Origin of the sequence: Shewanella xiamenensis (assembly GCF_024971755.1) — a bacterium.
In the GTDB taxonomy this organism is placed as follows: Bacteria; Pseudomonadota; Gammaproteobacteria; order Enterobacterales; family Shewanellaceae; genus Shewanella; species Shewanella xiamenensis.
This window is the reverse complement of record NZ_CP079718.1, coordinates 2,419,919-2,446,784: the sequence shown is the minus strand read 5'-3', so window position 1 is coordinate 2,446,784 and position 26,866 is coordinate 2,419,919. Positions and strand designations below refer to the sequence as shown.

Below are 26,866 nucleotides of genomic sequence, written 5' to 3'. Positions count from 1 at the left end.
TCAGTTACCTCCCTGCTTAGCTGCAATAAACTTGTACCCAGCTTGCTGACCACCCTCATTCATATAGCGGATAACGGAACCTAACGGAAGTTCCTTGTTAACACCCTTCCAAAGGTCCGCATTACCAACAATTAACAAACGGTCCATGGCTCGAGACATGGCAACGTTAATTCGATTTGGTGCTCGCAGGAAGCCTGGAGAATGTCGCTTATCAGACCGTGTCAATGACAAGACAATTATTCTGTTTTCCTTTCCTTGGTAGCTATCAACTGTGTCAATTTTGACAAGATCCTTAAAGCCATCACTCCAAATTTCTTGATTGAATTTCTGACGAATTAGCCTTTTTTGTTCGGCATACATGCAAATTACACCGATTGCTGCTTCATCTTTATGTATTAGCTTTAAGAGTTCAGCGACGAGCTCAGTATTCTCTGATACCTGTTTGAGCACATTAATAATTTGATCAGCTTCGCAGCGGTTGTAGATACTCATCCCACGGTCTTCTGAATGATGCGACCTCTGCCCCAAGCTAGATGTGTCAAGCCAGGTCACGACACTGCGAATGGCTTGTGGCGCATTCTTATAGACATCTGGTACAACTCGCTCCCCATTTCGCAGTTTTCCGTCGTAAAAGGTCTTGGATACCAAATCACCAATTGGTGGGGCCATACGGTACTGCGTCAGCAACGCTGCGCTGGCCTGCCTACCATAAACAGAGTTAAACGCACGAGCAAAATCACTTTGTAATACTTCATCAATATCTGTTCGCGAATTGTTTATCCCTAATTTCCTTGCCAACGCAGCTTTATGCGCATCGGAATATAACGGAGGAAGCTGCAGGTGATCTCCCACCAATAGAATGCGTCTAGCAGACTGCATCGCAATGGCTAATTCACTCGCAATTGAACGCGCAGCTTCATCAATGATAACCCAGTCATAAATGTTGTCCTGTATACCAATGTGCCCCTGCCCAATACCAACACATGTGCCAACCACCAGCTGTCTGGAGCGTGCATAAAACTCATCAATGTTAACTCGCTCTCCCGACAAGGCATCCTGCATATCCCTTGATATTTTTGCTATCGCTTTGACACGACGAGCCTCATCAGGCCTTACCCCATAATCGGTACACAGCTTGGAAATCAGTAAGTCTTTGGCATCAGAGACCTTAGCTTCAGAATCTAAGCTAATGCCATACGCTGAACTCAGTTTGGAGCGGATAGAAGAGTCGAGTTCTATTGCAACATCCTTCAACTTTCTTCTGTCCGTCTCATCAACCAAGTCATTGACTTGGTATAGCAATGACTCGAGATGGTCAATTTGCTTAAAAAGCTTAAGCTCTGCTAACACAACACTCGAGATAAACTCTGATTCCAGACCAATCGCATCGCTCAAGGCTTCAACTCGGTACTTACTTTCAGCATTGAACAGTTCACGCTTCTCCGTTGTAATCGCATTTGAGTAAACGTCTTTCAGGCCTGGCGATACAGCGCCTTCGCGGTTACTAAATCTAACAACTTCCAAAGGTGTATTCAGGCGAGCACAATGCTTTCTGATCCGCTCTGCCGCAGTATTCACGGCTTCATGTGACTGGCTAACAAGCAAAATTCTTTGGGTGTTCTGCTTTTCTACCAAATAGTGCACAAAAGCGGCAATAAATTCTGTTTTACCAGTCCCTGGTGGTCCCTGTAATAAAGAGAGTGGGCCATTATTGACCAACTTCGCAAAAGCGTCCCGTTGCTGCTCATTCAAACTAATCCTATTTCCGTATTGGTCCTCTCGGTCATACCTGGAGAAATCTGAATCGCTTAAGGTGATACCATAATTTTGAGCAGTAGTTTCACAAGAGGGATCGAAAAGATCGATTAAGTCAGGCATTACTCCTTCACGATCGAGTAGTCGCTCCAAAGCTCGTTTGCGCTTCTGGTACGATGCGCGATCCTGCTTGGTACGAAAAAACACAATATCTGAGTCAGTCAACGTGTAGGCTGCTTGACGGGTTTTGACCAGACGGATCTCCTTTAGCGCAGATTTCTTAAGTGACACTTCGCCAATGAATCGCTCTGTCCCATCTTGATCAACCACTAATGCTTCGACTTCATCGCTACTGCTGAATCCACCAAGAGGGTCTATATCCGTTGAATAAGGGAGCAACAATTCGCCTTTGGCTTCTGCAACAGGAACAATTTCACCGCTGACTTCAATATTGGGATAAGATTCTGTCTCAGTATCCAAAATTGATCGCCAGAGTTTCGTTGTCGAAATTTGTAGCCTTTTTGCCGAAGAAGGTTCCAAAGCTTGTTCGTCTAGCCTTGCGAAAGCTTCCTTTAGCTGAGTAGTAAGGTCGTCTTGTTGTTCTTGCTCGTCTTCAGGTTCTAACTTATCTTCCGGTGCAGTAGCCAGTTCAATCGCACGAGCAAACGACTCTTGATCATTAAGTAGCTTAGTTAAAGCAGACATATCTTGCGGCCGACCGGGAATAATCCTTATTCCCGTATCAATTTCAAACTGACTTTCATCTATATCCTGCTTTCGAATCGATGTACGTGGCCATGGCTTTAACCCAACTTGCAGTACTCTCTGCTTTTTACAGTAAAATGCGGAAAAACTACCACCAATCCCAGAAAAGGTTACTTTGACTTCATTTAGATTCTTCTTACTTGGCTCAACTTTGACGTAAAGGTGTCCATTATCAGGTAAGAGAGTAATAGCTTCATCGGCAAGGCTTACTGTAATCTCTATTATTGATTGCTCTGAAGAACAGATGCCACTGGATATCGCCTTCTTAAAGCGACCCAATCCCCTGAAACCAAATTGAAAGTCCTCCAATTCAGCCCTTATTGCCGTCGCCAAGGCTGGGTAAGTTTCAGACTCGTGCCCCCACGGCAGCCCTAACAACTCACAAGACATCTTCATTACGGCAAAATTATCACGCTCAAAAGATGTGCATCCATCAATACATTCGGGGCTGTAGAGGTGATTTTTCTTATCCTCGCCTGACAGTGAAAAATCTGGAATATCGACCAGGTAAAGAGAGCGGCTTTCAGTCTCAAGCATCACATTACCTGGATGGATATCGCCATGAGATATTCCAAGACCGTGTAAATGCTCTACGGCCGCAACAAACTTACTAATTATCTCAATTTTTTCATCATCAGCAATTTGCGCTTTATCCCAAGTTTCTCCTTGAATTTGATCTGTGACCAGGTACAGACTCGAGGACTTAGACGCAATACCATACTCACGGATTTGCGGCAGATACGTCGGTTTTACTGAGGATAACTTGTCCAAAAGCTTAAGAAACTTCAGAACCAGGAAGTTTGTTGTCGGCTGTTCTCCCAGCCCACCAACATTCAACCATGCCTTTACAAGTCTTCCGTCCGATACATAGACTTCCTTTTCGCCGGTTTCAACTAAAAAATCATCATCTTCGCGATACTGACGCGAGTGGTTGATGGGATGTCGAAAGGGGTCAAGCTCTGCGTCATCAAACGTTGGAAAAGCGTCGCTTTCTGGTTCTGCTTGCTTCAAAGCATCAAATAACTCTGTCGCAGACGTATATCTTGCAGCAACAGCATCCAGCAAGACTTCAGAGTACCATCTATCACTGTTTAGCATATCCTCGTGAATTGTTTCTAAGCTCTTGGGAGACATGCGCTTTGCACTTAGCAAGTGCCATGCAACAAGCCCCAAGGTATGCACATCCTGCTGAAAGGGCGTCAAATCGGTCTGGGCAAGCATGTCTAGTGCTTCAACAGCACCAACAGAAAGACTTTTACGATAATCGCCAACGGTGCCGATAGGTTGGTGGTACGCTGAAATAAAGTTTGAAAGCGCGACTTCTTTTGAAGGAGAGAGCCACAGACTATGATCCGCAATATCTCTGTGAGCGATTTTCATCTCATGCAGATCACCAAACTTGGCAATCAAAAGCTTAGTGATGTTTAAGCGGTCCAAGTCAGAAAATGCATTACCATATTTTCCGATGAATTCGTTAAAGCGGACATGGCCAGGTGGAAGTTCGTATACTTCACAGTATTCCGCGGTAACCGCATCTTTTTGGACGCTTGTCAGCGACCGCAAGCAGTGGTTGTAAAGGTCCCGGTTTTGGTGATTGATATAGTGCAATACTTCACGTTCCCGTGAAACAATCTCAACTCTTCCTTCAGGCGTGTATCCTTTACTTCCAGGGACATTTTTAAAGTTCCAGACACGCAGTAATACATCTGAGCCAGATGATATCTCAGACTTAGCAAGGTACTCCCGATAAACATTTTTCGGATGATCGAAAATTTTTTCTTTGGCTTCATAGCCATCGACTCTGAGCGCTTTGGGTGCAGTTTGAACACCTAAGAATAACGTATCAAAGATAGGAAAATCTTTGTTCAAATTCTGTGCGTTAGGGTGTGGCCTGAATTGGTTATTAAAAACATTTCGATCAGCAAATTTAAGAAAATCGTTCAATGAGACAGTATGAAGGAGCTGATCCGCTGGCAACTGACTAAAATCGGCATTCCCAGTCATCACAACGAAAAAATGCACAAAAGGAGGATAACCTTTGTTTGTAAATTGGTTAGCAAGGCGCTTCAACTTTTTGTCGAGCATGAACTTTTTGTTACGCGTCACACTGACCGGCGAGCGTCCCATATTTTGCTCACCTTTGTACCAATTATCACCTCGTTGCGTCACCGGCAGATGATTCCAGTTTTTCAACTCAACGATGATAACATTGCAGTGAGTGACAATAACTAAATCGAATTCACCTTCTTTTTTCGCCTCAACAAAACGAAATCCTGCGTATCCCTTCCAAGGGAACATTCCATTGCTGCCATTTCCTTTGCGCTGGTCCTTTCCAAATCCAAGGTTTTGCAGTTGATCGCCAAGTGAACCCCCGGCACGTTCCTTTGCCGCCTGAGCATCATTGCCCGAAAAGACGTTTCTAATTTTTTCAATGGCTTCAACTTCGTGTTCTTGAAGACCGCCGTCCCAAATTTCTACTTCCAACGTAAATTCCTTTTAGTATTAACCAAATCGCAAAGAGCCCGGCCGCTGCGAATGAGGGCCCCGCGACTAAAAAAATAAAGCAACGTCTCTTCTGAATGACACCTGTCGCATGCAAACAGACAGATTGGCACCTCTACAGGAAAACATGATGTGCATTGGCATGGGTTTCGTCCTGGAGGCCTGCAGGTGAGCGTTACTCGGGTTGGACGGGTTGCACCACAATCAACCCGAGTCGCTCTCACCTTCCAGAAGGATGCGACAGATGACGTCGCACCTAATCTTTTCAGCGCACCAAGTCCATCAAGCTTTTGAAATTGTTCACCACGTTGTAAGTCACATTCTTTGAGGCAATCTCAGCATTGAGCTTGTTGAAAAAACGCTGAGCACATTCAATCTTTGCTTCTTCCATTCCTTTCAACTGGAGCGATGCCATAGACCCTTTCGTTTCCGCAACGAAGTAGACATGTTTCACAGCGCCCTCTTCGAATGCGATGGCCCAATCCGGGTTATAGTTACCAACGGGGGTTGGAATGAAGAACCCTTTGGGTAACTTGGCGTAAACACTGACCTCTTTTGCCAGCTCCAATCCACCTTGCTCATCTGATTTGGTATCACCAAACACAAACTTCCGCTCAACCTCAGAGTCCGTCACCAGATAATCATAAATATGTTTTTTCAGCGGGTTACCTGCATTAGTGAAGTCTTGCTTAACCTGGCCAGCGGTAAAGATTGAGGTATCAAACCTTTCTTCCAGCAGGTCATAGGTCAAATGCTCGACAACCATAGTCGCTTTCTGCTCATTGATGAGCACAGCCGCCTTACTGATAAAATCTTCCGGATTGTGTTTGAATTGGGCAAACACCGAGGGTTCAATCTGCTGAAGAATCGCGGCTACCGTACTGCGTTTGAGTTTAGTCAGCTCACTTATCTTACCCAGCAGATCATATTTCACTGACGAGTGGACCGAGTGATGGTACTCCTCACGCTCAGTCTCTGAAACCATAAAGCCCTGCCCTGCTTTCAGTTGCTCGGCGGTCGCCCCGTCAACCTGTTCACCGCGAACAATGTTGAAGTGCAATTTTTCCACCCGCAGCTTGGCATCCAGCGCACGACTCGCTTTATTAACCAATTCATTCGAGTCGAATTCAACCTGATAAATGGCTTTGTGGTTTATCCGAGACCAGAGCTCCTGAAACTCTTTTTTATCGAAATTACTGTTAAGTGGATTGATCTTACCTTTGCGGTCATCAGCCACATCAGGCAAACGCTTATCGCTATACACAGCATCAAGGATGTCCACAAGCTGGCTAGCATAAGGCTGCAGCTCCTCAGGCCAAGGGGCCAGAGTGCCAGCTTCTTTTGCTTTCAAATAGGTATCGGTAATCCTGTCCTGCTCATCGGTGTAATCATGCTTAACGAGATAACGTTCAATTTTCCGGGCCATCTCATCAGTGATCTTGATATCGCCTTGCTCTGTATGCAGCACCAACCCCGTAAAATACTTAGCATCCGCTTTTTGCGGCCTGGCAGAGAGCGATTCACTGATGTCTTTTTGCAAGGCTGCAACGAAGTCCTTATAACTCTCGCTCGCCACCACAGTTAAGCGGTTAATATCATGGACTCGCAGAGGATCATCCATGCGGTCACCAAACTGGTTCACGGCCAAACGTAAACCACGCCCTACTTCCTGACGCCGAGAAATCGTATTGTCACTGTGCTTGAGCGTGCAAATTACAAACACGTTGGGGTTATCCCAGCCTTCACGCAGTGCCGAGTGAGAGAAGATAAAACGAGTTGGTTCAGCAAAGCTCAGCAGCTTCTCTTTGTCTTTGAGGATCAGATCATAGGCATAAACATCGTCTGTTTCTGTCGCCTTTTTGCCGACAACTGGGTCAACCAGGCGTTTTGACTTTTTGTCGATAGAGAAATAGCCATTATGGGTTTTCTCAACCGCGATTTCTTTCAGATAGGCCTGATATTCGCCGTCAAATAACCCAAGGTGATTATCTCGCTCTTGCAGGTACTCTTCTTCGAACATCCGGGCGTATTCACCCTTCTCATCCGCCGCTGAATAGTCACGATACTTGGCCACTTCATCGATAAAGAACAGGCTCAACACCTTGATGCCTTGTCCAAACAACTGACGCTCTTTTTCAAAGTGTGCTTTAACCGCCTCACGGATCTGCATCCGGCGCAGCGCCGACTCACTGACATCACCACAGGCATCACCGGCAGTGAGCTCGACACCATTGGTAAAACTGATGGTATCGGTATTGGCGTTAATGTCAGAGACGACAAATCCCTGGTACTGTTCAAGTCCGTTGGACTGCTCAAACAAGTTATAACCCTTGTTGACCTTGCGGATCTCACGTTTTATCCCACCACTGGCGAGGCGAACTTCAAACTCGAGGCGTGCGACTGGTGCTTTTTTCGCTGAAACCTCTATCTGTTCCAAATAGAGGTAGGCATTGGTACCGGCAAGCCCTTTGGTTGTAATCCCACGCACAGCGATTTTCTTTACCAGCTTTTGGTTGTAGGCATCCAGCGCGTCGAGTCGAAAAATTTTGTTATGCTCGGTCTTGTGAGTCGCGGAATAGCGCAGCATAAACAGCGGGTTAAACTCAGCAAAAGAATCGAGCGTTTTAGCCCCTTCCATCTTCTGCGGCTCATCGAGGATCATAATCGGGCGATTGGCCTTAATGATATCGATGGGCTTTCGCGACCGAAAACTGTCAAGCCCTTCAAGCACCTTGGTGCCATCGGCAAGCGTGCGCTCCTGACCATAAATCCTGCGAGCATCGGCACCCCGGGCATTGAAGGCTTGCACGTTGATAACCATCACGTTGATGCCACCATCAGAAGAGAAAGTCTCAAGCTCATGCAATTGCTTGGAGTTGTAAATAAAAAAGCGGGCCTTTTTGTGGTAATCCTCAAGGAAATGCTCAGCGGTAATCTGCAGCGACTTATACACGCCCTCGCGGATCGCAATGCTGGGCACAACGATAATAAACTTGCTCCAGCCAAACTGCTTATTGAGCTCGAAAATGGTTTTCACATAGCAGTAAGTTTTACCCGTGCCGGTTTCCATTTCGATATCCAGGTTCAGCGGGCTTGCTTTACTCGCCACCAGTTTAGTGGATTGCGGCAAATACTGCCGGGCCTGCACCGCCTGAATATTGGCCAAAAGCTGCTCGCCACTTAATTGCAAGTCCGCATTTTTAAAGCCTTCATCAACCACAACCGTGGAACCAATTTGCCCTTTGGGGTCCGAGCCAGGATCGATTCTGTACCGGCGCGCCGCGTCATCATGCCGCTGCCCTTTAAAGCAATCAACGACAGCCTGGACCGAGTTTGCCTGATAGGCCTGGTGTTTAAACTTCAGTTTCATCCCCTCACCCCGTTAGATAGTCTTAACATCGGTGGTAGGGCTTAACTGCTTAAGCAACTGCTCCACATTGATTTTAGCTGCATCGGAAGCAAAGCCTGCATCGCGGAATACCAGTCTAAGTGGTGAAAACGCAGCCAACGCTTTGATAAAGGTCTCATCCACCGCGCCAGTTTTATCAAAACAGGCGACCAGAGCGCCGTGACAATTTTTCGCATCGGCATCGACAAAAAATACTGTCCTACCGGCAAGGGTTTCACGACGAATGGGCAAGGTAAGATCGACTCCCCAGTCCAACATCACCTGAAACAGCAGATCTTCTTCTGTGCGATCGTCTTTAACATTTTCGACTTGAGCAAACAGATCGGTTTGCGTAATCGCATCAGGAGTGTAATAAACATCAGACATATTTGAACTATCAACTTTAAGGGCTCTGAATCCAACATCAATAATGCATTTGCCATTACTTTTTTCTAGAATTTTCTGTCCTGCGCGCTTAATACGCTCTTTTGCGATATCAGCTATATGAGAAAATCCTGCATTAAATATTTCAGATTTTTCATTAAGTTGTTCTGGAAGTTGTACTAAAATCCATTTTATGCTTTGACCTTTTTCGTAATTAAAGTCCATCACAGCGTGTGCAGACGTCCCTGAACCAGCAAAGAAGTCTAATACAATGTCATCACGTTCTACGGAGTGCTCTAGACAATACTTTACGAGACCTGTCGGCTTAGGGGTGTCAAATACCCTCTCGTTAAACAAACTCTTTAATTCAAGAGTCCCAGCTTCATTAGCAAACTCACTTCCCATCCAGATAGACTTTGGCTTAATTCGTTTTTCACCATCGACCCCCTCAGCATAATCGACTTGAAAAATGTCATACCTATCTTCTGCCCCAACTTTTCTGCAGGTTAACTCACTTATACGTTCTTTTGACGTTTCAATCCCCCACCTCCATCGGCCTTCTTCACCATCTGAAAGATATGGAAATACTTCCTCTGAAAAGCCTTCTGTTTTTTCTACAGAAACTTCTAGTGTCGCCGGGTTAACAAAGAATGGGTAAAACATATTGGGCCGGTCAACACGTCGAGCGCTATTTCCCCTTTTTCTTAGTCCTTGCAGCCTATATTTCCGTCCTTGGCTGTCAGTTTCTTTGTAATCTTTTACATATTCTGCTGGTAAAGGTACTCCATAACTAATGAAGTTTGATTTTTTATAGACGATGAGATTGTTATGTGCTGTCGCGTAATATTTATCGTCACTTCGCCCTTTGAGGTTGCTTACAATGCTAAGAATGCCCACTCTATTTGCATCTCCAAAAACCTCATCACACAAAGATATAAGATTAGATAGTTCGTTATCATCTATGCTAATGAATATAATTCCATCATCGCGCAACATGTTTGCTGCCAGCTTCAGCCTCGAATAAATCATACTCAGCCAATCTGAATGAAAGCGTCCATTTGATTCAGTATTAGCAACTAATCGATTCCCGGTTTCGTCTTTTTGATTGGATCTCTCCACATAAGAATCCACATCTTCGGCAAAATCATCGTTATAAATAAAATCATTACCCGTGTTATATGGCGGGTCGATATAGATCATCTTAACCTTACCCAGATAGGTTTCTTGCAGCAGCTTCAGCGCATCCAGATTATCGCCTTCGATAAACAGGTTCTTGGTTGTATCGAAATCCACACTCTCATCACGGCATGGGCGCAACGTTTTGGCAATCGGCGCATTGGCCGTCAGCAGCGCTTCGCGCTTACCGGGCCAGTTGAGCTCGTAACGCTCTTGTGGCCCCTCGACGATATGGGAGGAAAGCTCCTGTTTAAGCAGATCAAAATCGATGGCCTGTTTGAGTTTGCCATCTTTGCCGCGTGATTCGGTTACGCAGCTTGGAAACAAGGCCGCCAATTGCTCGATATTCTGTGCCACCAGGTTGGGGCTATGCATTTTCAGTTTTTCCATTATTGGTTCCATTAATTCTTTCTGCTACTTGGGCAGTGCAGAGCCTCTGCTCTTTGCCACAACTACTCTTTGCAACAGCTAAAAAATACTGACCTATTGCGCCTCAGACGCAGTATCATGTTTGAGTTCGGCAAACTTTGCCGCCATGGTTGGGTTGCCCCGCGTCAGCTTCTTCACTGTGAGGTCTTCAGCCTTGTCATTGGCAAGCCGCAGGTTGTTGGCCGATTTATGCAGCGCTTCTTTGGTTTTTTCCAAATCCTTGATGGCTTCATCGATACGCTTGATCGCCTCTACAAAGCCCTCTGACGCAAGACGCCAGTTACGCCCGAACGCAGATTTAAAGTCGTCAAGCTGGCTTTCGAAATTGGTAATGTCAATGTTCTGCGCCTTCACCAGGGCCAGCTCCGATTTATATTGAAGCGATTTCATCGCTGCGTTACGCAGCAAGGTGATGATCGGGATAAAAAACTGCGGTCGAACCACATACATCTTGGGGTAACGGTGCGACACATCCACTATGCCAGTGTTGTAGAGCTCATTGTCGGGCTCCAGCAGCGATACCAACACCGCATATTCACAGCCTTTTTCGTTACGGTCTTTGTCCAGCTCCTTGAGGAAGTCTTCATTCTTCTTTTTGGTCGCTGTTTCATCGTTCTCGTTTTTCATCTCGAACATGATCGAGACAATTTCCGTGCCGGCTTCATCCAGGTCGCGGAAGATATAGTCGCCCTTGCTGCCAGTGCGCGCATCATTGTCTTTCTCGAAGTAAGCCAACGGAAATGCCGTGGCTCTGAGACGGTTAAACTCAATCTCGCAGTGCTGCTCAAGGGTTTCGCCCACCATTTTGGTCGATAGCTTCGCTTTTAGATCCTTCAAACGCTCGATGGCATCGTCGCGATCCTTAAGCTGGGTCTCGTATTTATCTTTAAGTGCCGTTTCGGCGAGCTGCTTTTCAAGCGCACTTCGCTCAAGCCCGGTTTTCAGTTCGTCGCGCTCCTTTTCGACCACACTGAGCGCTTGAGTGAGAGCAAGCTGCTGCGCGACATCACTTGCATCGAGCTTGGCTTGCAGACTCTGGATTTCGGCATCTTTGATGGCAACAGCATGCTGCAAGTCGCTCAGGCGCTTTGCTTCGGCCAGCTGAGCGGCGGCCTCCTGCTCGTGCTTAAGCTTCTCCAACATGCTCGCCAGTGCATCACGATCCCTTTCAACAGCACTCAGAGCCTCGCTGACGGCGAGTTGCTTAGCGACCTCGCTAGCATCAAGCTTACTCTTGAGCTCCTGAAGTTCAGCGTCTTTGGTTGCGGCCGCTTTTTGCAGCTCGTTCAGGAGTTTAGCCTCCGCCAGTTGAGCGGCTGAATCCTTTTCTTGCTTAATCTTCTCCAAGGCACTTGCCAGCGCATCACGCTCCTTTTCGACTGCTCCCAACGCCTCGCTGACAGCCAGTTTCTGGGCAACCGCACCGGCTTCAAGGTCGGCCTTTAGCTTCTGGATTTCGGAATCCTTTACCGTAGCTGCTTTTTGCAATTCGCCAGTAATCTTGGCCTCTGCCAGGGCAACGGCTTTAAGCTTATCCTGCTCGGCCAACTCTAAGCGCTCATGCAACTGCTGTTCAAAATCGCTATCACGCACTTGCTTTAGGATGTCTGCATAGCCGGCCTCGTCGATCTTGAATGCCTTCTTGCAGTGTGGGCAGATAATTTCATGCATGAATTTTTCCTCTTGCACATTGTCCGTGTGAAATCTACCTAGTCAGCTCATTGCCAGTCTTGACAAAAATGCGAACGCAAACTGTCAATCGCAGAGGGCAATTTCTCCTGACATGTTATCCCCAAATAAGTGGCAGCTCGGGTTGTTCCTACATACAGGTACTTGTCAAACAAGGCCGGTTGCTCGGCTGCGAGCTGGTCAATGCCGATAAAAAATACCGCTTCAAACTCCAACCCTTTGATATGCTGGATATCAAAAACCCGCACACTGCTCTCCTGTCCTACGGCCTGGCCCTCATGACAGGCAACCACCTGAATGTTGTGCTCCGCCAGCACCTGGTCCAGTGCTGCGGCGACAGGTGATACCTCACTCTCGCTGTTAACAAAGATTGCGGTTGACGGTAACTCGCCAACAAACTGCTCGATTTCACGGATACGATCCGCAAGCCAGTTAACGACGCTGTCTGTCGTCCCGGCGTCTTCCAGAAGCGCTGGCGCCACCCCGGTGTTATCCATGTGTGCAGGTAAACTGGCATGTTGCTCGTTACCGCCCATCACCCGGATCATGGCATGAGCTAAATCGTTCAATTGCTGGCTTTGGCGGTAGGTTATTAACACCTCTTTGATGTCAATGTCAGGGAATACCCACTTTAACTCGTCAACTGAGCGTGCCCCCCAGGTGGTGAGACGTTGGTTAAAATCGCCACAGGCAAAGAATGAACGCAGCTGAGGGTGTGTCAGTGCGGCCATACTGGCTAGTTGTACAGGCGAGAAATCCGTCGCTTCATCAACCAGAATTTGGTTGCGATAGTGCCCAAAGATAGGCTTGAGCGCTGACCATGCAGGCTCATCAATATCCCGCTGCACATTAGGGCGACTCAACAATTCCCATGCGGCCCTGAGGCTTGCAAGCAAGACGATGTCGAGCTCCAAAGGATGGATATCACGTGCATCAAAACTGCCTTCCTGATACCAGCGGTTTGCTGGCTGACTTTCTCGCCGGAAAGAGCGATAACGTTTGGGAATACCGTCAAGATAACGTTTAACCGGATTAACGAATCGACGCGCACTGGTCTGTATCAGAAGGCTTGCACCGACTTCAACACTCTCGGCCTGCATTAGGCCCCGCTCCCCCAGCCACTCAATTATCTTGCCATTGCGCGAGTTCTTACTTAGTGCACGTTTTGATGCTGTAGCCTTGGCATGAGCACTGACCGCTGCGTTGTATGCAGCGACAATTTTTTCTATCGGGGTTTTCTGCGTTAAGACTTCCTCTTCCTCTTCGTCCGGGTCTTCATCAAACTCACCGGCGTTGGCTTGCTGTTGCAGACTGTCAACTAAGACACCAAGATTGGTGATAAAGCTTTTGTCACTGTTTAACTGGCGATTTAAAGACCCTTTTATCTTCTTATCGGAAACTTCTTTCAACTGACTGACAATATTCTGTATTTTAGGGATTTCTTGGACCAACATGCTCAACATGGCCGCCATTGAACCTTCAGCCTCTTTTGACACTATGTCTTGAAGGCGCGATCCCAGTCGGTTAACGTCGGAGAGTTGGGTGCCAATCAGCTGCTTCGCGGCATCACGCAACTCCTGTACGAAAGTGTTAAGCTGCCAGGTATTGAACTCATTAAACCACTGAATAGGTTGTTCAATTGCTGGTTGCTGCAGATTGTTCAAATTCTCTCTGAGAATAAAACCGCTACCTGAGGTGCCCCGAAGAACACCGAATGTGTTCCGGGCCAGTTCTCGTTGGTAATCGCGCCATGTTTTAATGTTTGGATCCGGAGCGGCAACACCTTCTCGGGCAAAGGCTTCTTTGAGGTACTGCTTGAGTAGCACTGTCGGGGTAAACATGAGCCAACTGTGAGCATGTGCTGCCCCTTGCTTGGAGGCGACGGTGTCAACCAAGCGTTGTTCTGACTCATCCAGAAAGGCAGTATCGAGCTTTTGGCCCAGACGACGGATCAACGTTGTGGTTTTACCCGTCCCCGGTGGACCTATAATCAGCAAGCGTTGGTCTAATGGAAGACGAAAAATCTCATCCTGGTATTGATCGAGGATAGGCTGATCCCTTAACCCCATTTTGGTAATAACACTACGACGGAGACCCTCTACAATATTGTCTTTGAGGCTTTCATCGGCAAGTAACTGACTCAGAAGGTCTTCTGTAGCCTCTTCACCAATCGTTCTTACGAACAAAGCTCTGATGGATTTAACGGTGGTTGGGCTGAATTCATCCGTTTCAAAAACCGTATTCAACGAATCCCAACCATCGGCGCTCAAAGTTGGGTAAAGTCGCGTTCGCTCTATAACCGTCAAATAGCTTCCATCTTTAAGCTCTAATTCCTCACCTACAGGCAAAGCAGCAAGCCGTCCCTTCTCTGTCAGGTACCCTGTATGGTTAAGAAAGCCTGATAGTGCGGCCGCACGGCAGATATAGTAAGTCTGTCGATGCCCATCTTCATCTTCTGCTACGACTCGAGCAATAGCTGGCTCTTTAACTAGTGTTTGGAAACTCTCACGATTTGCCGCGCTAATCTGTTCAAGGTTTTGGATTGCGTCGGTGCCCATCAAGGTGTTAACACTGGCAAAAGAGTCTGAGCCCACAGTAGACCCACCTTGCAGTTTGCTCTTTGCTTTGTCAGCAATGCGGTCCATCTGATCTAACGCTTCGTCAGAAACAAATTCAATATGTTGCATAGGCTCAGCTTTTAGGTCCAGTGTCATACGTCCTTCCTGTCAGTCAATTGTTCAAGCTCATTTGTCAGCTGCCGCAACAATGAATTCATCTCCACCCTGCGGTTGAATTGCCTTTCTTTGGCAAGTTTACTGGCAACCTTTTCCATCTCACGCTGCTTTGCCTTTACCTGAACGACCCTTTCAAGCAGTTCAGCGAGGGGTTCATATGGTCTTGCTACTATCGGGAGTAGTCGCATCAGGAGTTGTTCGTACAGCAATCCTAAATTGAGTGTCGTCGGCATAGGAGCCCTGACACTGTCGCTTGGTAACCAAGCAGTGGCGAAGTAATCCGACACGACCCAACGATTGGCGTCTGCGTCATGTGTGCGTTTGTACGCAGCAACCACTTGTGTTCTACCTGCAAAACTCAGCTCAAAGATAATCGGATACGGTACTGCGCCATCGATGCAGCGCAGCACATCCCAATTGAGCTCAGGCGTTTTTAGCTGAATGCTAAAAATTTGCAGTTCTGGCACGTCTGGTTTAGCTGGCAGGTTGATGGTTTCCGGCGCAAGTTTGTATTGCCAGACTATCTGTTCAACCTGTTCAATAAACAGCTCTTTTTGCTTCGTATTGGCACCGCTGTGCTCATAAATTTTGTTCTTGGGCACCACACGGCCAAACTCAGCCTGTTTGGGATAGCTAATCAAGGCAGTCTTAGTGACTGCCGCCAGAGCATTACTCATTCAGTCTCCTGAATAACCAAAAAGGTAATAAGCTCAAAATCATCCAATCCAGCGATGGTGTTGGTCAGCGCTGTGGTTTTTCCAACGTTGAAGAGGCTATCGAGATCTTTTTCTGCTTTGACTTCAATCATCGAGCGGATTGCCATGCCAAGTAGCTCAGAGTATGGCTGCATGTCTCTGCCATCATTGGTTTGTTTGTTGAAGAACTGACAGGCAACAGAGATTGGTGCTACTTGCCCCTTGCAGCCACTGCGTATCAGGTCAAGCAGACGCTTTACCTGTGTATGATCGCTGATAATCTTACCATCACGCGCAATGTAGACAAGGTAATAAGGATGTAACCTGTTGTGTTGGTTCACATTCACATCAGGGTTGCGATTTCTAAGAGTAAAAATAACCCCTGGCTCAAGACCTAACGCCGGGTTTGCTGACACAACAGCATGCATGCCATTAGGGATGTGCTTGGGCTCACCATGTGCTTTCACATAGTTGAGTAAATCCATCCTGAAGTCGTTGAGTCCAAGGTCAGTTATTGATACACCGGTTTTAAGATCTTCGAGCTCGATGACCTCTTCCTGAAGGCGTCGCAGTTGTTCTTTGCGATAAGTAACATCATTTGCCTGTGCTGAGAGCACATTATCATCCCCAGTTGCTGTGACGTCGGCAATCATCATCCGGCTCTCAACCCTTTCTTTCAAGTTGATATACTCGTCAAGAGTGATATCCGGCCAATAGTTCACCAGTTGAATACTGGTGTTTAACGAACCAATACGATCTACTCGCCCAAACCGCTGGATAATGCGAACGGGATTCCAGTGGATGTCATAGTTAATCAGGTAATCACAATCCTGAAGGTTCTGACCTTCTGAAATACAGTCGGTACCAATAAGCAAGTCGATTTCGGCGGGTTCGTTGGGCAATACAACGGCCTTTTCTTTGGAGCGCGGTGAGAAAAGCGTTAGCAACTCCTGGAAATCATAACTTTTCTTTAACTGACTGTTCTTTAGCGTTGATTGTGGCGCTCCTTTCCCTGTGACTTTGGCGCTGTGCAAACCCTGATTTGCCAACAACTCAGGCGCCAAATTGGCATAGAGATAGTCTGCGGTGTCTGCAAACGCGGTAAAAATCAATATCTTCTTATTGCCGGGGTTCAAAGGTGTGTTTATTTTACTTAACACCAAGGTCTTTAAGTGTTGTAGCTTAGCATCATCGATTGGTGTAATTTTGTACATCGATGTCAACAGAGCATCAATAATTTCCAAGTCAACTTTCAGCTCATGTTCCCACGAAGGCAAGTCCATGTCTGCCAGACTGATTTTGATCTTTCCGCCAATCTCGGTATCACCAGTCAAAGGCAGATCGTCATCGTCCGCATCCAAGTTCTCCAGCTGATCAGTCAGGTCTCCCACGCTATAGCCGGTCCCAGAAGCTTCTGAGCTCTGATTGTAGGCGCTAATCTTATCTAAGATATTTACATGGTTTGAACGCAAGGACTTGAGCGTTAACCTGAATGACTCAATTGAGCTCTCTAAGCGCTTTAATAGGTTGGTGGTCATCAACGCCTGCAAACTCTTTTCGCGATCCGCTTGCCTGAGTTTACCCTTGCCCCCACTCACCTGGGTGTCGTACATCTCTTCGTATTTTCTGAGTCGACTTGGCAGGACGTAACTAATCGGTGCATACACTGCGAGTTTGAGCTGAGATAATTGCCCAAAAATCTCATTAAAACTCATCACATCAGTTCGATTAGTGAGTGGGCTGTGAAATGATAATGGTTTGCGGCGCTCAGGGAATTGCCCTATGTCCTTGGTATCGTAAAAAGTCTGGATGTGCTTTCGTGATCGTGCAATCGTGACGCTATCGAGCAACTCAAAGAAATCAAAGTCCAAAGAGCCAAGAATCGCCCTAGCTGTACGCTCTTCAGCTGGTAATTTTACCCAAGCATTAAAACTCGCTTGAGCACCACGAAATATCTCTTCTACCGTCTTTTCGGTACGTAGCTTCTTGGTGAGATTTTCGGACTCTCCCTCGTAAGCCAGCGCCAATTGATTACGCAAATCATTAAAGCGGTTATTCACGGGTGTAGCAGAAAGCATCAGCACCTTGGTTTTAACACCCTCCCTGATAACCTTGTTCATTAGCTTTTGGTAACGGGTTTCTTTGTCTTTGTAGGCATCGTTATTACGAAAGTTATGCGACTCATCTATCACCACCAGGTCATAGTTGCCCCAGTTGATACGGTTGAGCGGTGTCCCAAAGGATTCTCCGCTGGTACGACTTAAGTCAGTATGGCAAAGCACATCATAGTTGAATCGGTCACGCGCAAAGATATTGGTTTTAAGGTTACGATTGTAATTCAGCCAGTTGTCTGCAAGTTTTTTGGGACACAACACCAACACCGACTTGTTGCGCAATTCGTAATACTTGACGACTGCCAAGGCAGTAAAGGTTTTGCCCAAACCAACACTGTCGGCCAGAATGCAGCCACTGTAGGTCTCAAGTTTGTTGATGATGCCTGTTGCAGCATCTTTCTGATAGTTAAAGAGCTTGTTCCATATGAGCGTTTCTTGGTAACCAGTACGATCATTGGGTAACACATCTTCATTGATATCATCCAAAAACTCACTAAAGATGTTGTAGAGCATTAAAAAGTAAATGCTCTCCGGTGAGTTCTCCTGATATACCGACTCTATGTGTTCGCATATCTGCGCGGTCACATCCTCCAGTTTCTCTGGATCTTGCCATATCTGGTTAAAAAGATTGACGTAAGTAGCTGTAAACGCTGGTTCGTCCATTTTATTGACGAAGTTGGAAACTGCATTGCCAGGCTGATAACCAAGGTCTACGGCGGTAAATCCATGTAATGGCATGTACGCCGTTAATTCATCACTGGTTTGAACACTCGCAAACTGCTGCATCGGGGCTTTACTGCGATTTGACCTGAACGAAGCCTTACGCCTCATCCAGTCCGCACACTCTTTGGCAATCGCTCGTTGGGTGAGCTTATTCCGCAGTTGGATCTCGAATTCGCTCCCATATAAGCTGCGTTCCCGATCAGCTTTGGGAATGTGAAATTCTCGGCGCTCCTTACGGATCTTGTCTGTCACCTCATTGGCGGTAAACGTCGGTGAAGTAAAGATAAATTGAAGCTCATCAATTTTCTCCAGTTCAGCCTTCAATGCTTCGAACGCATACATAGAAAAACAAGAAGCGGCGATTTTCAGTCGAGCACCCGGTTTAAGGGTCAGCCTTAGGTCATCTCCAAGTAGCCGATTAATGTTATCTATCAGTTCCATTCAGACCTTGCCTCTCTTATTCGACTATTTGTTGACCGCCACTCGTAGTGGTAACTATTAAGATGCAGATTTACTATGCAATAAGATGTGCCCATAACAAGGCTGCATCACTCTTCCAAAAAATAATCTGAATCGATTGCCTTAACGGCGTAAAGCTCACGGGTAGAAACCCCAACATTGTGCTCTATCATGAGCGCCGCGAGTTCACGGCCATCGATGAGCACGATGCGCTTTTCAATTAATGAGACGAACTTGCGGGCGTCTTTACTGAAGCTGGAGGTGGTAATAAATACCCCTTTGCGGGCACGGTGCATATCAAGCGCCCCGGCAAATGCTTGGATGTCCGCCCTACCGACGGTGTTGTCACAATAGCGCTTGGCTTGCAGGTAGATGGAATCGAGTCCGAGTTTATCCTCTTTGATGATGCCATCGATACCACCATCGTTACTGTATTGGGTTGCTTGACCAGCATCCTTTTGACTGCCGCCGTACCCCATGGCTAACATTAAATCAACCACCAACTGCTCGAAAAACTTAGGCGATAGAGTGTGGATTTGTTCAATTAATTCATCGGAAAGTGCTGAGTTTAAGGCGGCAAAGGCTTGCGACATTAACTCTGTTGGGGTTTGAGTATTATCGTTATGACTGATACTGGCATAACGCTCTACTTTGCCTTGTTCTGTTGATTGCTCTTGGTGGGCACTTCTAAAGTCATTAAAGGTATCAAACAGAGATAAGTAATCGTTATTAATAAGCTGACCACTCGCCAGAGCTTCCCTTCCCCTGCTAGTTATCTCGCAGATACCACGCTTAGGTTGATGGATAAGTCCCGCTTTAACCAGGTAGGTTTTAGCCCAACCAACCCTGCTACGAATGTAGGTTTGTTTACCACTGGGCAAGGTGAGCGCAAACTGCTCTTCTGAAAAGCCATATAGGACTGTAACGTCATCATAAACCTGCTTCAGTGGTTTTTGTTGCCCGTCAGCTAGCACCTTAAGCACCGCTGGCATCATCTCTTCATAGCTTGGAATTGTATCGACCATCCCTGTGCCTCACCTTTTATTATTCTTGTGGCAAAAACTGCAATCGTAATCGCCTAATAGCTATTCAATATCATGCACAACAGAGATCAATTAAACCTATTAGATTGATATACATAATTTTAAGATTTTGTCAGAAAAGTTCTATCTAATCCAGAGAGATAGCACACAGTCTTTGTAAAAACACTATTAACGTTAAATTCAGTAAAATGTTGGTCATCTAAGAAGCGATAAGGCAAAAATTACAATACATATATCAAATGTCATTTAGTTCCGCCTTCAATTCATTTTCACGCTGTATCAAAACATCGATGTAGGACATTGCACCTCGGCTAAGTACAAGTCGAAAGTCTGAAACTTTGAAGGCAAATCCCCTTTTTCGAAGGAACTCAACTGCATCTGTCGGTGACTTCAATTTTAATGAGGAAAGAATGGCACTACATTTATCATCGTTCGCCATTGAGTCCAAGTCCTGCGAAGTTAGTCCAACAACTGGATTCTCAAGCAGCTCTAATCGTTGACCTCGGGTGACGATTTCCTTGGATATCAGAGTGAGGATTGCGACAATTTTGATTGATGTTTCGTCAATCTGATCTTCATCACTATCAAAGTCCTTCAGTGGTCGTAACGAATAAAACTCACCGTTGTTATCGTGCAAAAGCTCATATCCTAGATGACGATAGAGTAGCTTGTAATGGTCAAATCTAGACAGCAGTTCTAGGTAAAAAGGTGATTCAGTAATTCTTCCCGTATTCATCATGTATTGGCATTTGTTTATTACTGAACCAGTAGTAAACAACCGGAAAATCTCCTGTGAATACTCTTCCTTTACCTCATAAAACGTGTTGCTCATTTCCATCTTCATGGTCTCTTAATTCACGAGTGACAATTGCCTTACTCGGTAGTTAATTTTGTATTCGTTGTCGGAAACGGTCTTGAACTCGTTGGTGACGAGAATTTTGAACCTAGGATCAGATTGGAGGCTTGAAAGCACTTCAAGCAGATCCGGCATTTTGAAATCTGGAACATGCTTTGAAGCTTCATTCAGAGCAATCTGAAGGCAATCTTCCCCTAGTGGCCAGTGATGGTTCTTCGACCATTTATGTACCGCCAGTGAATGCTGTATCTCCAAAACATTCTTTCTATCGATTAACTCGGACAATAGGATCTCGCCATCTAAAAATTCATTGCTTCGATGTGCTCTTTGCTCAATCTCAATGAATACGTTGTTAAGGTAAGATGGTTCCTTATCGATGCGCAAAGGCATTGGCTTGTTAATTGCGGGCAAGCGGGTAGGCATTGAAAGTTGTTTAAGCTTGCGCAAATCGATGTACTTGTTTCGCATGTCCGTGGAAAGTGTTTGCTGATATGCAGCTTCAAGATCAGCAAATGCCTTCTCAATACCTGACTGTTCAATTAACGCCTCACGGCTCTTCTTGAGGAAAACGCTTATTTCATCAGCGATTTGCTTAATCGGAGTATGCATATCGCAAAACTGTACATGGTAGGTCAGCATCATATCCGCGAGCACACTATCGTCGATTGATTTGAATATCGACGCAAACAACTCTAGGCACTTTGTTATCCCGCTCCCCTGGTCATAATTTGCGTGCCGGCCAAGAAATGTCACAAGAGGCTTTATCTCACGGCGATATATCGAAGATGCGCGCTTAAATATTTCTTTCTTAAGTTCAAATTGTCGTGATATCTCAGTAGATGAACAAGCCTGTTGTTCAATCAACATGCTCATGTTTTGAAGCTTATCGATGTTAGATTTGATCCTGCCGATAAGGTCACTTAGATGGTTAATCAACTCATCTGTCCATTCTTGATAGTCTTCACAGCCCTTCACCAAGGACAACTTGCCTTCAGTATGAGACTTCATCATTGCCCAAATCGGACTCATCGCGTTGTTAAGCGCTTGTACGTTCAGAGAACGGATTAAGCTGGTTTCACAGAGACGAAATAGGCCAATCACATGAGGGTTAAACATAATCACGGAATGACCATCGAGCATTTTCTGATCGGTTAATATTCTTGATTGCTTTAAGTTCTCGATGTCGAACACAGCTAAGAGTTCCTTTGCTGCTTCTTTTATGCTCGACGCGGGCATCCGAAGTACATACTTTTGGAACTCGAACTCGGGTATAGATGATGTTCGATTCACATCCATGTACTTGATCACATCAAACAATACGTCTCGATAGACTAATAATTTTTGAATTGTTTCTACGCAGCCAAATTGCTTTTTAACTTCGGCCATACTAGAACCCCAATTCATCTTGTGTCGAATGGAGCACTCGCCTTAAGTATTCTTGGACTCGGGGGAAACTGACCTTAGCTCTACTCGGATGATATGGTTTGCCGGATGTCATCTCATCCAAAATTTGGAAGTTACCGAATTCAGCAATCATGCCGCCACTTTTACCATGAGTGGTAATCCCAATAATGCTTTGGTCATCTTCGTACAGTAGGTCGATAATCGGTCTGAATTGCTCTGAAGACACCTGACCACATTCATCCATGATAAGTGGCAATGCTAAAGTATAAGCTGATGGCGTGAGTCTATTGAGAAATATCTTGCAGAAATGGATTGACGTGAGAAGCTGTGTGGAGGTTGACTGGGTTTTCTTTTCCCACAGATTTCCAGGCTTTTTACTCTCATAGCCGGCAGACATGATCAGGTTATCTATCAGAAGCTTTCCGTCTAGGGTTACAGCTTCAGATGACATAAACTCCTGCAATCGATTGTACCAAGATGTTGGCAAAGAGTTATTTGGGTCCAAGTCGTCAAACTCAATCCAGGATTTAACTAGGTCCTCAAATGGGCCATTGAGCACAACACTTAGTCTTACACCCTCTAAATCATTGATTGATGCTTCGGCCAGCTCCTGATTAATCCCGTCGACAGTGGACTTAATGGTTTCCTGGGCAAGCTTCATTCTATCTAATCGATTACGGATGTATTTATTGTGGATCTCCGTATCACGCCGCAATTGGTCTTCGTTATCTTCCAACAGATTAAATAAGGTTTCTAGCTCAGTGAAAGTGTTGTGGATTGCTGAGGCCGTTGTTTCTTGTTCTCCTTTCAAGATGCCTTGAGTATCTTCAATTACTCTTTGGGCGCACATGTTCACCAGCGCTTTTATGACAAAATCCCTTGCTTCTTTGGCTTTCTCAATAGCAGTTCTCATGCTTTCAATTTGACAGATTTCTGCTGGCTCAATGGCTGCGATCTCGTGTTCAATGTCTGGTGAGGATAGCTCAATGATTTTTTCAACTCTTGGGTACCGAGGTAGAAACGCATTGATCATCTCAAGCGCACGTTCAAATTTTGCACAAGAGGCTTCCACCTTCTCCTTAGCAACTTGATGTTTTGCTAATTCACTTTTTTGATGCTCAATACTTTTTATCACTTCAGATAATTGGGTAGTCAGCTTTTCATTTTTCTGCATGTAGTTAGAAATTTTCTCATTGGTTTCAGTTAGAGCCTCCCGGTCTGAATCTAGGCGTTTGACTGATTTAAGCTCTCGCTCAGCACTTTCAATGTTTTGTTCCAAGCGCTTAATCTGAGATAGATCATGTAATGTCTGTTTGTCGTTCTGGCAACAGAGGTCATAGAGCTTGTCTTTGAGTTCTTCAATCTGTTGGCTCTCGTTATCAATACGGTCCTGAAGGCTATCTTGCTCTGACAAAAATAAGGCAGAGTGAAGCAGATCGACGTTGAAGAACTTAAAGCCGTTATCCAGAGGGGTAAACAACCCATACATCGAATCGAAAGCTTTCAACTCCGATTCTGAGAGAGTTCTGAGAGGGTTAGCATCAAATAACTTCGGATTAAGGGTCATTAGTAGTTCAAGCTGCTCATCGGGCAGTTGCGACACTAAGCTAAACCCGAAGTTATCTCGCTTCTCAATCAGTATTTTTAGCGATGATTCTCTTGCTTCAATTTTCTCTTTAATATCTCTGACTTTTCTATTTCGAGTGTCGACATCGATGATGATTTGAAGATCCTCCCGGTGTTGCAGAAGTTCCTCTTCAATTATCACTTTAACGGTATCCGCATCTAAACTTGGATAGCGAAGTAGATAGTCTTCAGCGTGTTTTATTCGCTTTTTTATTTTTTCTAAATCCGTATTTGCACCATCAATAAGGGCATCATTAATCCTGATTTCACCTTCTCGCTGAGATTTCATCTCCACATACTCTCGGAGGTGGCTTTGGCGCGGAGTCATTTCACTTATTACCGATGATAGAGAACGGTTGCTTAGCTCAGCCCCTGCACGCTGCTCAATGATCAGCCTTGCCAAAGATATGTCCAGCTCATGCTCTGTTCTCAGTTCTTGGTACTTGGATTTTAGCGCTTCGAACTCCGGTTTAAGGCTTTTGAGATGCCTGATATGTTGCTTTTTATTTTCGATGTCAGTGTGCTCGTGAATTAACTTCTGTACATCAACCATGAATTTATTATCGTTGTTTTGATTGCGCTGATTGACCGCGGCACCCGTCATCATAGTTATCGAGTGGCTATCTTGGTTGAAGATAAGTTTAACCAGCGAACGTACAGACTCAACGGCTGTATCGGAGAGGTCTTTCAAAGGAAATATGACGTAACACGGTTCATGCTTGTTCATGAAGTTCCCAGCGTCATATAGGTGGCGGATCAGGCTTTCTGTTTGTTTAACTTGGATTGCTGAACGGTCCACTTCTTTTAGTGCTGAAAGTAGGTTTCTGCCTGAGATGTTTTTCGGCCGTTCGCCTGCCCCTTCGTCCGTTTTATCCCAAAACAGATGCTGAATATCATCATACGGCTGATTGATGAAATAACGATTGATTTGGTAGTCATTACCACCAGCAATTATCTGACAATGTCGGCGACGGGTGCCATCACTCAACCGATGTTCAACTTCAAGAATTAATCTGCTATGTTCAGATGGAAAATAATGATCCCGAACTTCATCTTTGCTGTAGTAAGCACCCTTCTGGCTAGTGTCCTTTGAAGAAAGAAACGCAAACTTAGTAGCGCAGTTGGCCAACGTCGTTTCGGGGAGCAAGAAAAAGCGCATTGCATTAATCAAGCTGCTTTTGCCCCAGTTGCCAGTGCCAAGAAGAATAATCGTTTCGTCGATAGGAACTTCGATATAAGCGATGGATGCAGAGTCTACGGCAATGAGTTTAGTGGGTTTGACTACAAACAAGTTATTCATGCTTTTACCATCCCGTTTAAGAAAACTTCTTGCTCGACGAAACTAAGGTTTTTTGTGAAAAAATTGGCCATATCATCTAAACCGGCTTCAACGCATAAGCTGTGAGCAGTGAAAAGATCTTCTTGAGATTTCGGCGGAGATGCTCCAATGGTCGATGCACCTGGCAGGTATCTTTGTGGGTGCGATAAAAGCTCATCTGGCAGTACAAATTTTACTTTGTTACCAAGGGCGGATTTGAGCGTTAGAAATATCCTGATCCCCTCAAGGTCGTAATCAGGACAGTAGTAAACAGATTCAAAGTTATTGGCTAAGAATCTCAAAGTTTCGGAGTGGGTAACGCCCTTGCCTTGAGACCAAATAACCACTGCAGGCTTGGTGTTTTCTAACCCCATAGCCCGTAGAAAGTCGTCAGCGTAAGTAAAACACTCACTGTTTTCGATAAGGACCGCATCGGTACAGTCACTAAATTGATGATTTTGACTATAATCAGAATCGGGCGCACACGCTATGGCCACTAATTCACGATTAGGGCGCTTTGCAAACAAATACGACGTCGTTGTACCGACTCTATGTGAATTACCTTTTACGGCAGCTTCTACGCGGTTTACTGGTGGCTTAAATTGAAGCAGCAGTATATTAAACAGGGAACCGTTTATTACATCTACTTTATAGGTGTCGCCCTTTATGTGACGTAACTTACCAAGAGCCTCTAAACTAACATCCTGAGCTTCGAGCATATGCTTAAAACGAGGGCCATTAACGGGCTTGTTTCTAGCGATGGCATCCAAATAACCATACAAGTTCATAATTTATTCATCCTTGAATAGGTACGGTTCAATTTCATGGTAATTTTGCACTACCAATGGGTTTTCCAGCGGTGATGTCTTCGCTTGGTCTTTCCCTATCCGGTAATACTGCAATGTGTAGTCGAGCATGGCTCCACGAACTTTAAATGTAAATGTACCAGACTGGCCATAATCACTTAGCACCAATTCACGAACTGCCGGGTCTAGCTTTGGGTGCGCCTCAACTGTGACTTCAACTTCAGTATGCCAAGCACTATCGTCTGTGGTATCTATCTCGGCCCGCTCACCTAATGTGATGGATTCGATACGAGACAGATTGAAGTCCGAAAATCGATATCTCAAATGGCAATAGGCTCGGCAATGCCATCGGATGCCATCCGAGGCAATAGCATGCGGGGTAATCCGCCTTGTTTGACCTTTAGGTTCAGAACGGCTTCTGTAAAATATCTTTACGTCGCGATGAGTACGGATTGCTTTGAGCAATATGGATGTCGTTTCATGTGATACTTGCGTAACGGCTGGTGGAGCAACGAAGAATGCATTCGAAGAATAAGTCTGTGAAGTGTGCTCTGTACTAACTAGGAGTATTTCCTTTACGTATTCCTCCCAACTTCCCGAAATATACTGCGGCACAAACTCAGAGGTAATGACAAAGAGCTTTTCTGGATCTTTCCCGTTATAAGCCAGATTAAATGGATGTAGCTTTCGGTACCTGACAAGTGCAGCGTTAATTACATTCGACCCAATGGAAAAAATTCGAGATAGTCGAGTCGCATTTACGCCACCTTCCCAAAAGGAAAGTAGCTCTATACATTTGAATCGTTGTAATAGTTGAGGTGTTAAGTCCAATTTGTACCTATTATTATCGTGTATACGTTTTTAAGATATAGATTAATGCTTACTTATTAGACATGTAAAGATGTTTTTTTAAACAGTGGTTTTACAGTCAAAAAACGAACGCTCCAATAGAACAGGGATATATGCCAAATCACCACAGATTTCCTAGACACATTTAAT

Annotated in this window: 13 protein-coding genes; all 13 read right to left on the bottom strand. The window is 45.4% G+C overall.

The window, feature by feature from the left end:
* Positions 1-5,004, bottom strand: a complete 5,004-nt coding sequence (locus KXJ80_RS12030; protein WP_218738586.1) for an AAA domain-containing protein — start codon at positions 5,002-5,004, stop codon at positions 1-3.
* A 283-nt stretch (positions 5,005-5,287) separates the two neighbouring features.
* Positions 5,288-8,392: a type III restriction-modification system endonuclease gene (locus KXJ80_RS12025; protein WP_218738587.1), complete on the bottom strand. Its 3,105-nt coding sequence runs from the start codon at positions 8,390-8,392 to the stop codon at positions 5,288-5,290.
* A 12-nt stretch (positions 8,393-8,404) separates the two neighbouring features.
* A complete protein-coding gene (locus KXJ80_RS12020) occupies positions 8,405-10,360 on the bottom strand; it encodes a site-specific DNA-methyltransferase (protein WP_218738588.1) in 1,956 nt (651 codons plus the stop codon).
* A gap of 93 nt (positions 10,361-10,453) precedes the next feature.
* The gene (locus KXJ80_RS12015) at positions 10,454-12,070 is read right to left on the bottom strand and encodes a DUF2130 domain-containing protein (protein WP_256931107.1); all 1,617 of its coding nucleotides are present in this window, start codon (positions 12,068-12,070) and stop codon (positions 10,454-10,456) included.
* Positions 12,071-12,117: 47 nt separating this feature from the next.
* Positions 12,118-14,802, bottom strand: coding sequence for an ATP-binding domain-containing protein (locus tag KXJ80_RS12010; RefSeq protein ID WP_218738589.1), 2,685 nt, complete (start codon positions 14,800-14,802; stop codon positions 12,118-12,120).
* Positions 14,799-15,500, bottom strand: coding sequence for a DUF4391 domain-containing protein (locus KXJ80_RS12005; RefSeq protein ID WP_218738590.1), 702 nt, complete (start codon positions 15,498-15,500; stop codon positions 14,799-14,801). The genes KXJ80_RS12010 and KXJ80_RS12005 overlap by 4 nt, the downstream gene beginning before the upstream one ends.
* Positions 15,497-18,796 (bottom strand): helicase-related protein, encoded by a 3,300-nt coding sequence (locus KXJ80_RS12000; RefSeq protein ID WP_218738591.1) that lies wholly within the window; start codon positions 18,794-18,796, stop codon positions 15,497-15,499. The genes KXJ80_RS12005 and KXJ80_RS12000 overlap by 4 nt, the downstream gene beginning before the upstream one ends.
* A gap of 107 nt (positions 18,797-18,903) precedes the next feature.
* A complete protein-coding gene (locus KXJ80_RS11995) occupies positions 18,904-19,839 on the bottom strand; it encodes a restriction endonuclease (RefSeq protein WP_218738592.1) in 936 nt (311 codons plus the stop codon).
* Between the two features lie 253 nt (positions 19,840-20,092).
* Positions 20,093-20,695 (bottom strand): condensin complex protein MksE, encoded by a 603-nt coding sequence (locus KXJ80_RS11990; protein ID WP_218738593.1) that lies wholly within the window; start codon positions 20,693-20,695, stop codon positions 20,093-20,095.
* A gap of 12 nt (positions 20,696-20,707) precedes the next feature.
* Entirely contained in the window at positions 20,708-22,099 is a 1,392-nt protein-coding gene (locus KXJ80_RS11985; RefSeq protein ID WP_218738594.1) for a hypothetical protein, read from the bottom strand.
* Position 22,100: 1 nt separating this feature from the next.
* A complete protein-coding gene (locus KXJ80_RS11980; protein WP_218738595.1) occupies positions 22,101-25,043 on the bottom strand; it encodes a hypothetical protein in 2,943 nt (980 codons plus the stop codon).
* On the bottom strand, positions 25,040-25,849 hold the full coding sequence (locus tag KXJ80_RS11975; protein WP_259474419.1) for a Wadjet anti-phage system protein JetD domain-containing protein: 810 nt from the start codon (positions 25,847-25,849) through the stop codon (positions 25,040-25,042). Before KXJ80_RS11975 ends, KXJ80_RS11980 begins: the two co-directional genes overlap by 4 nt.
* A 3-nt stretch (positions 25,850-25,852) precedes the next feature.
* Positions 25,853-26,698 (bottom strand): WYL domain-containing protein, encoded by an 846-nt coding sequence (locus KXJ80_RS11970; RefSeq protein WP_218738597.1) that lies wholly within the window; start codon positions 26,696-26,698, stop codon positions 25,853-25,855.
* Positions 26,699-26,866 lie beyond the last annotated feature (168 nt).

What these genes read in the sequence shown, in the direction of transcription:
- KXJ80_RS11980 (WP_218738595.1), bottom strand. Translation starts at nt 25,043, where the DNA reads ATGAATAACTTGTTTGTAGTCAAACCCACTAAACTCATTGCCGTAGAC.
- KXJ80_RS12015 (WP_256931107.1), bottom strand. Translation starts at nt 12,070, where the DNA reads ATGCATGAAATTATCTGCCCACACTGCAAGAAGGCATTCAAGATCGAC.
- KXJ80_RS12025 (WP_218738587.1), bottom strand. Translation starts at nt 8,392, where the DNA reads ATGAAACTGAAGTTTAAACACCAGGCCTATCAGGCAAACTCGGTCCAG.
- KXJ80_RS12010 (WP_218738589.1), bottom strand. Translation starts at nt 14,802, where the DNA reads ATGACACTGGACCTAAAAGCTGAGCCTATGCAACATATTGAATTTGTT.
- KXJ80_RS11975 (WP_259474419.1), bottom strand. Translation starts at nt 25,849, where the DNA reads ATGAACTTGTATGGTTATTTGGATGCCATCGCTAGAAACAAGCCCGTT.
- KXJ80_RS12020 (WP_218738588.1), bottom strand. Translation starts at nt 10,360, where the DNA reads ATGGAAAAACTGAAAATGCATAGCCCCAACCTGGTGGCACAGAATATC.
- KXJ80_RS11990 (WP_218738593.1), bottom strand. Translation starts at nt 20,695, where the DNA reads ATGGAAATGAGCAACACGTTTTATGAGGTAAAGGAAGAGTATTCACAG.
- KXJ80_RS12000 (WP_218738591.1), bottom strand. Translation starts at nt 18,796, where the DNA reads ATGGAACTGATAGATAACATTAATCGGCTACTTGGAGATGACCTAAGG.
- KXJ80_RS11985 (WP_218738594.1), bottom strand. Translation starts at nt 22,099, where the DNA reads ATGGCCGAAGTTAAAAAGCAATTTGGCTGCGTAGAAACAATTCAAAAA.
- KXJ80_RS12005 (WP_218738590.1), bottom strand. Translation starts at nt 15,500, where the DNA reads ATGAGTAATGCTCTGGCGGCAGTCACTAAGACTGCCTTGATTAGCTAT.
- KXJ80_RS11995 (WP_218738592.1), bottom strand. Translation starts at nt 19,839, where the DNA reads ATGGTCGATACAATTCCAAGCTATGAAGAGATGATGCCAGCGGTGCTT.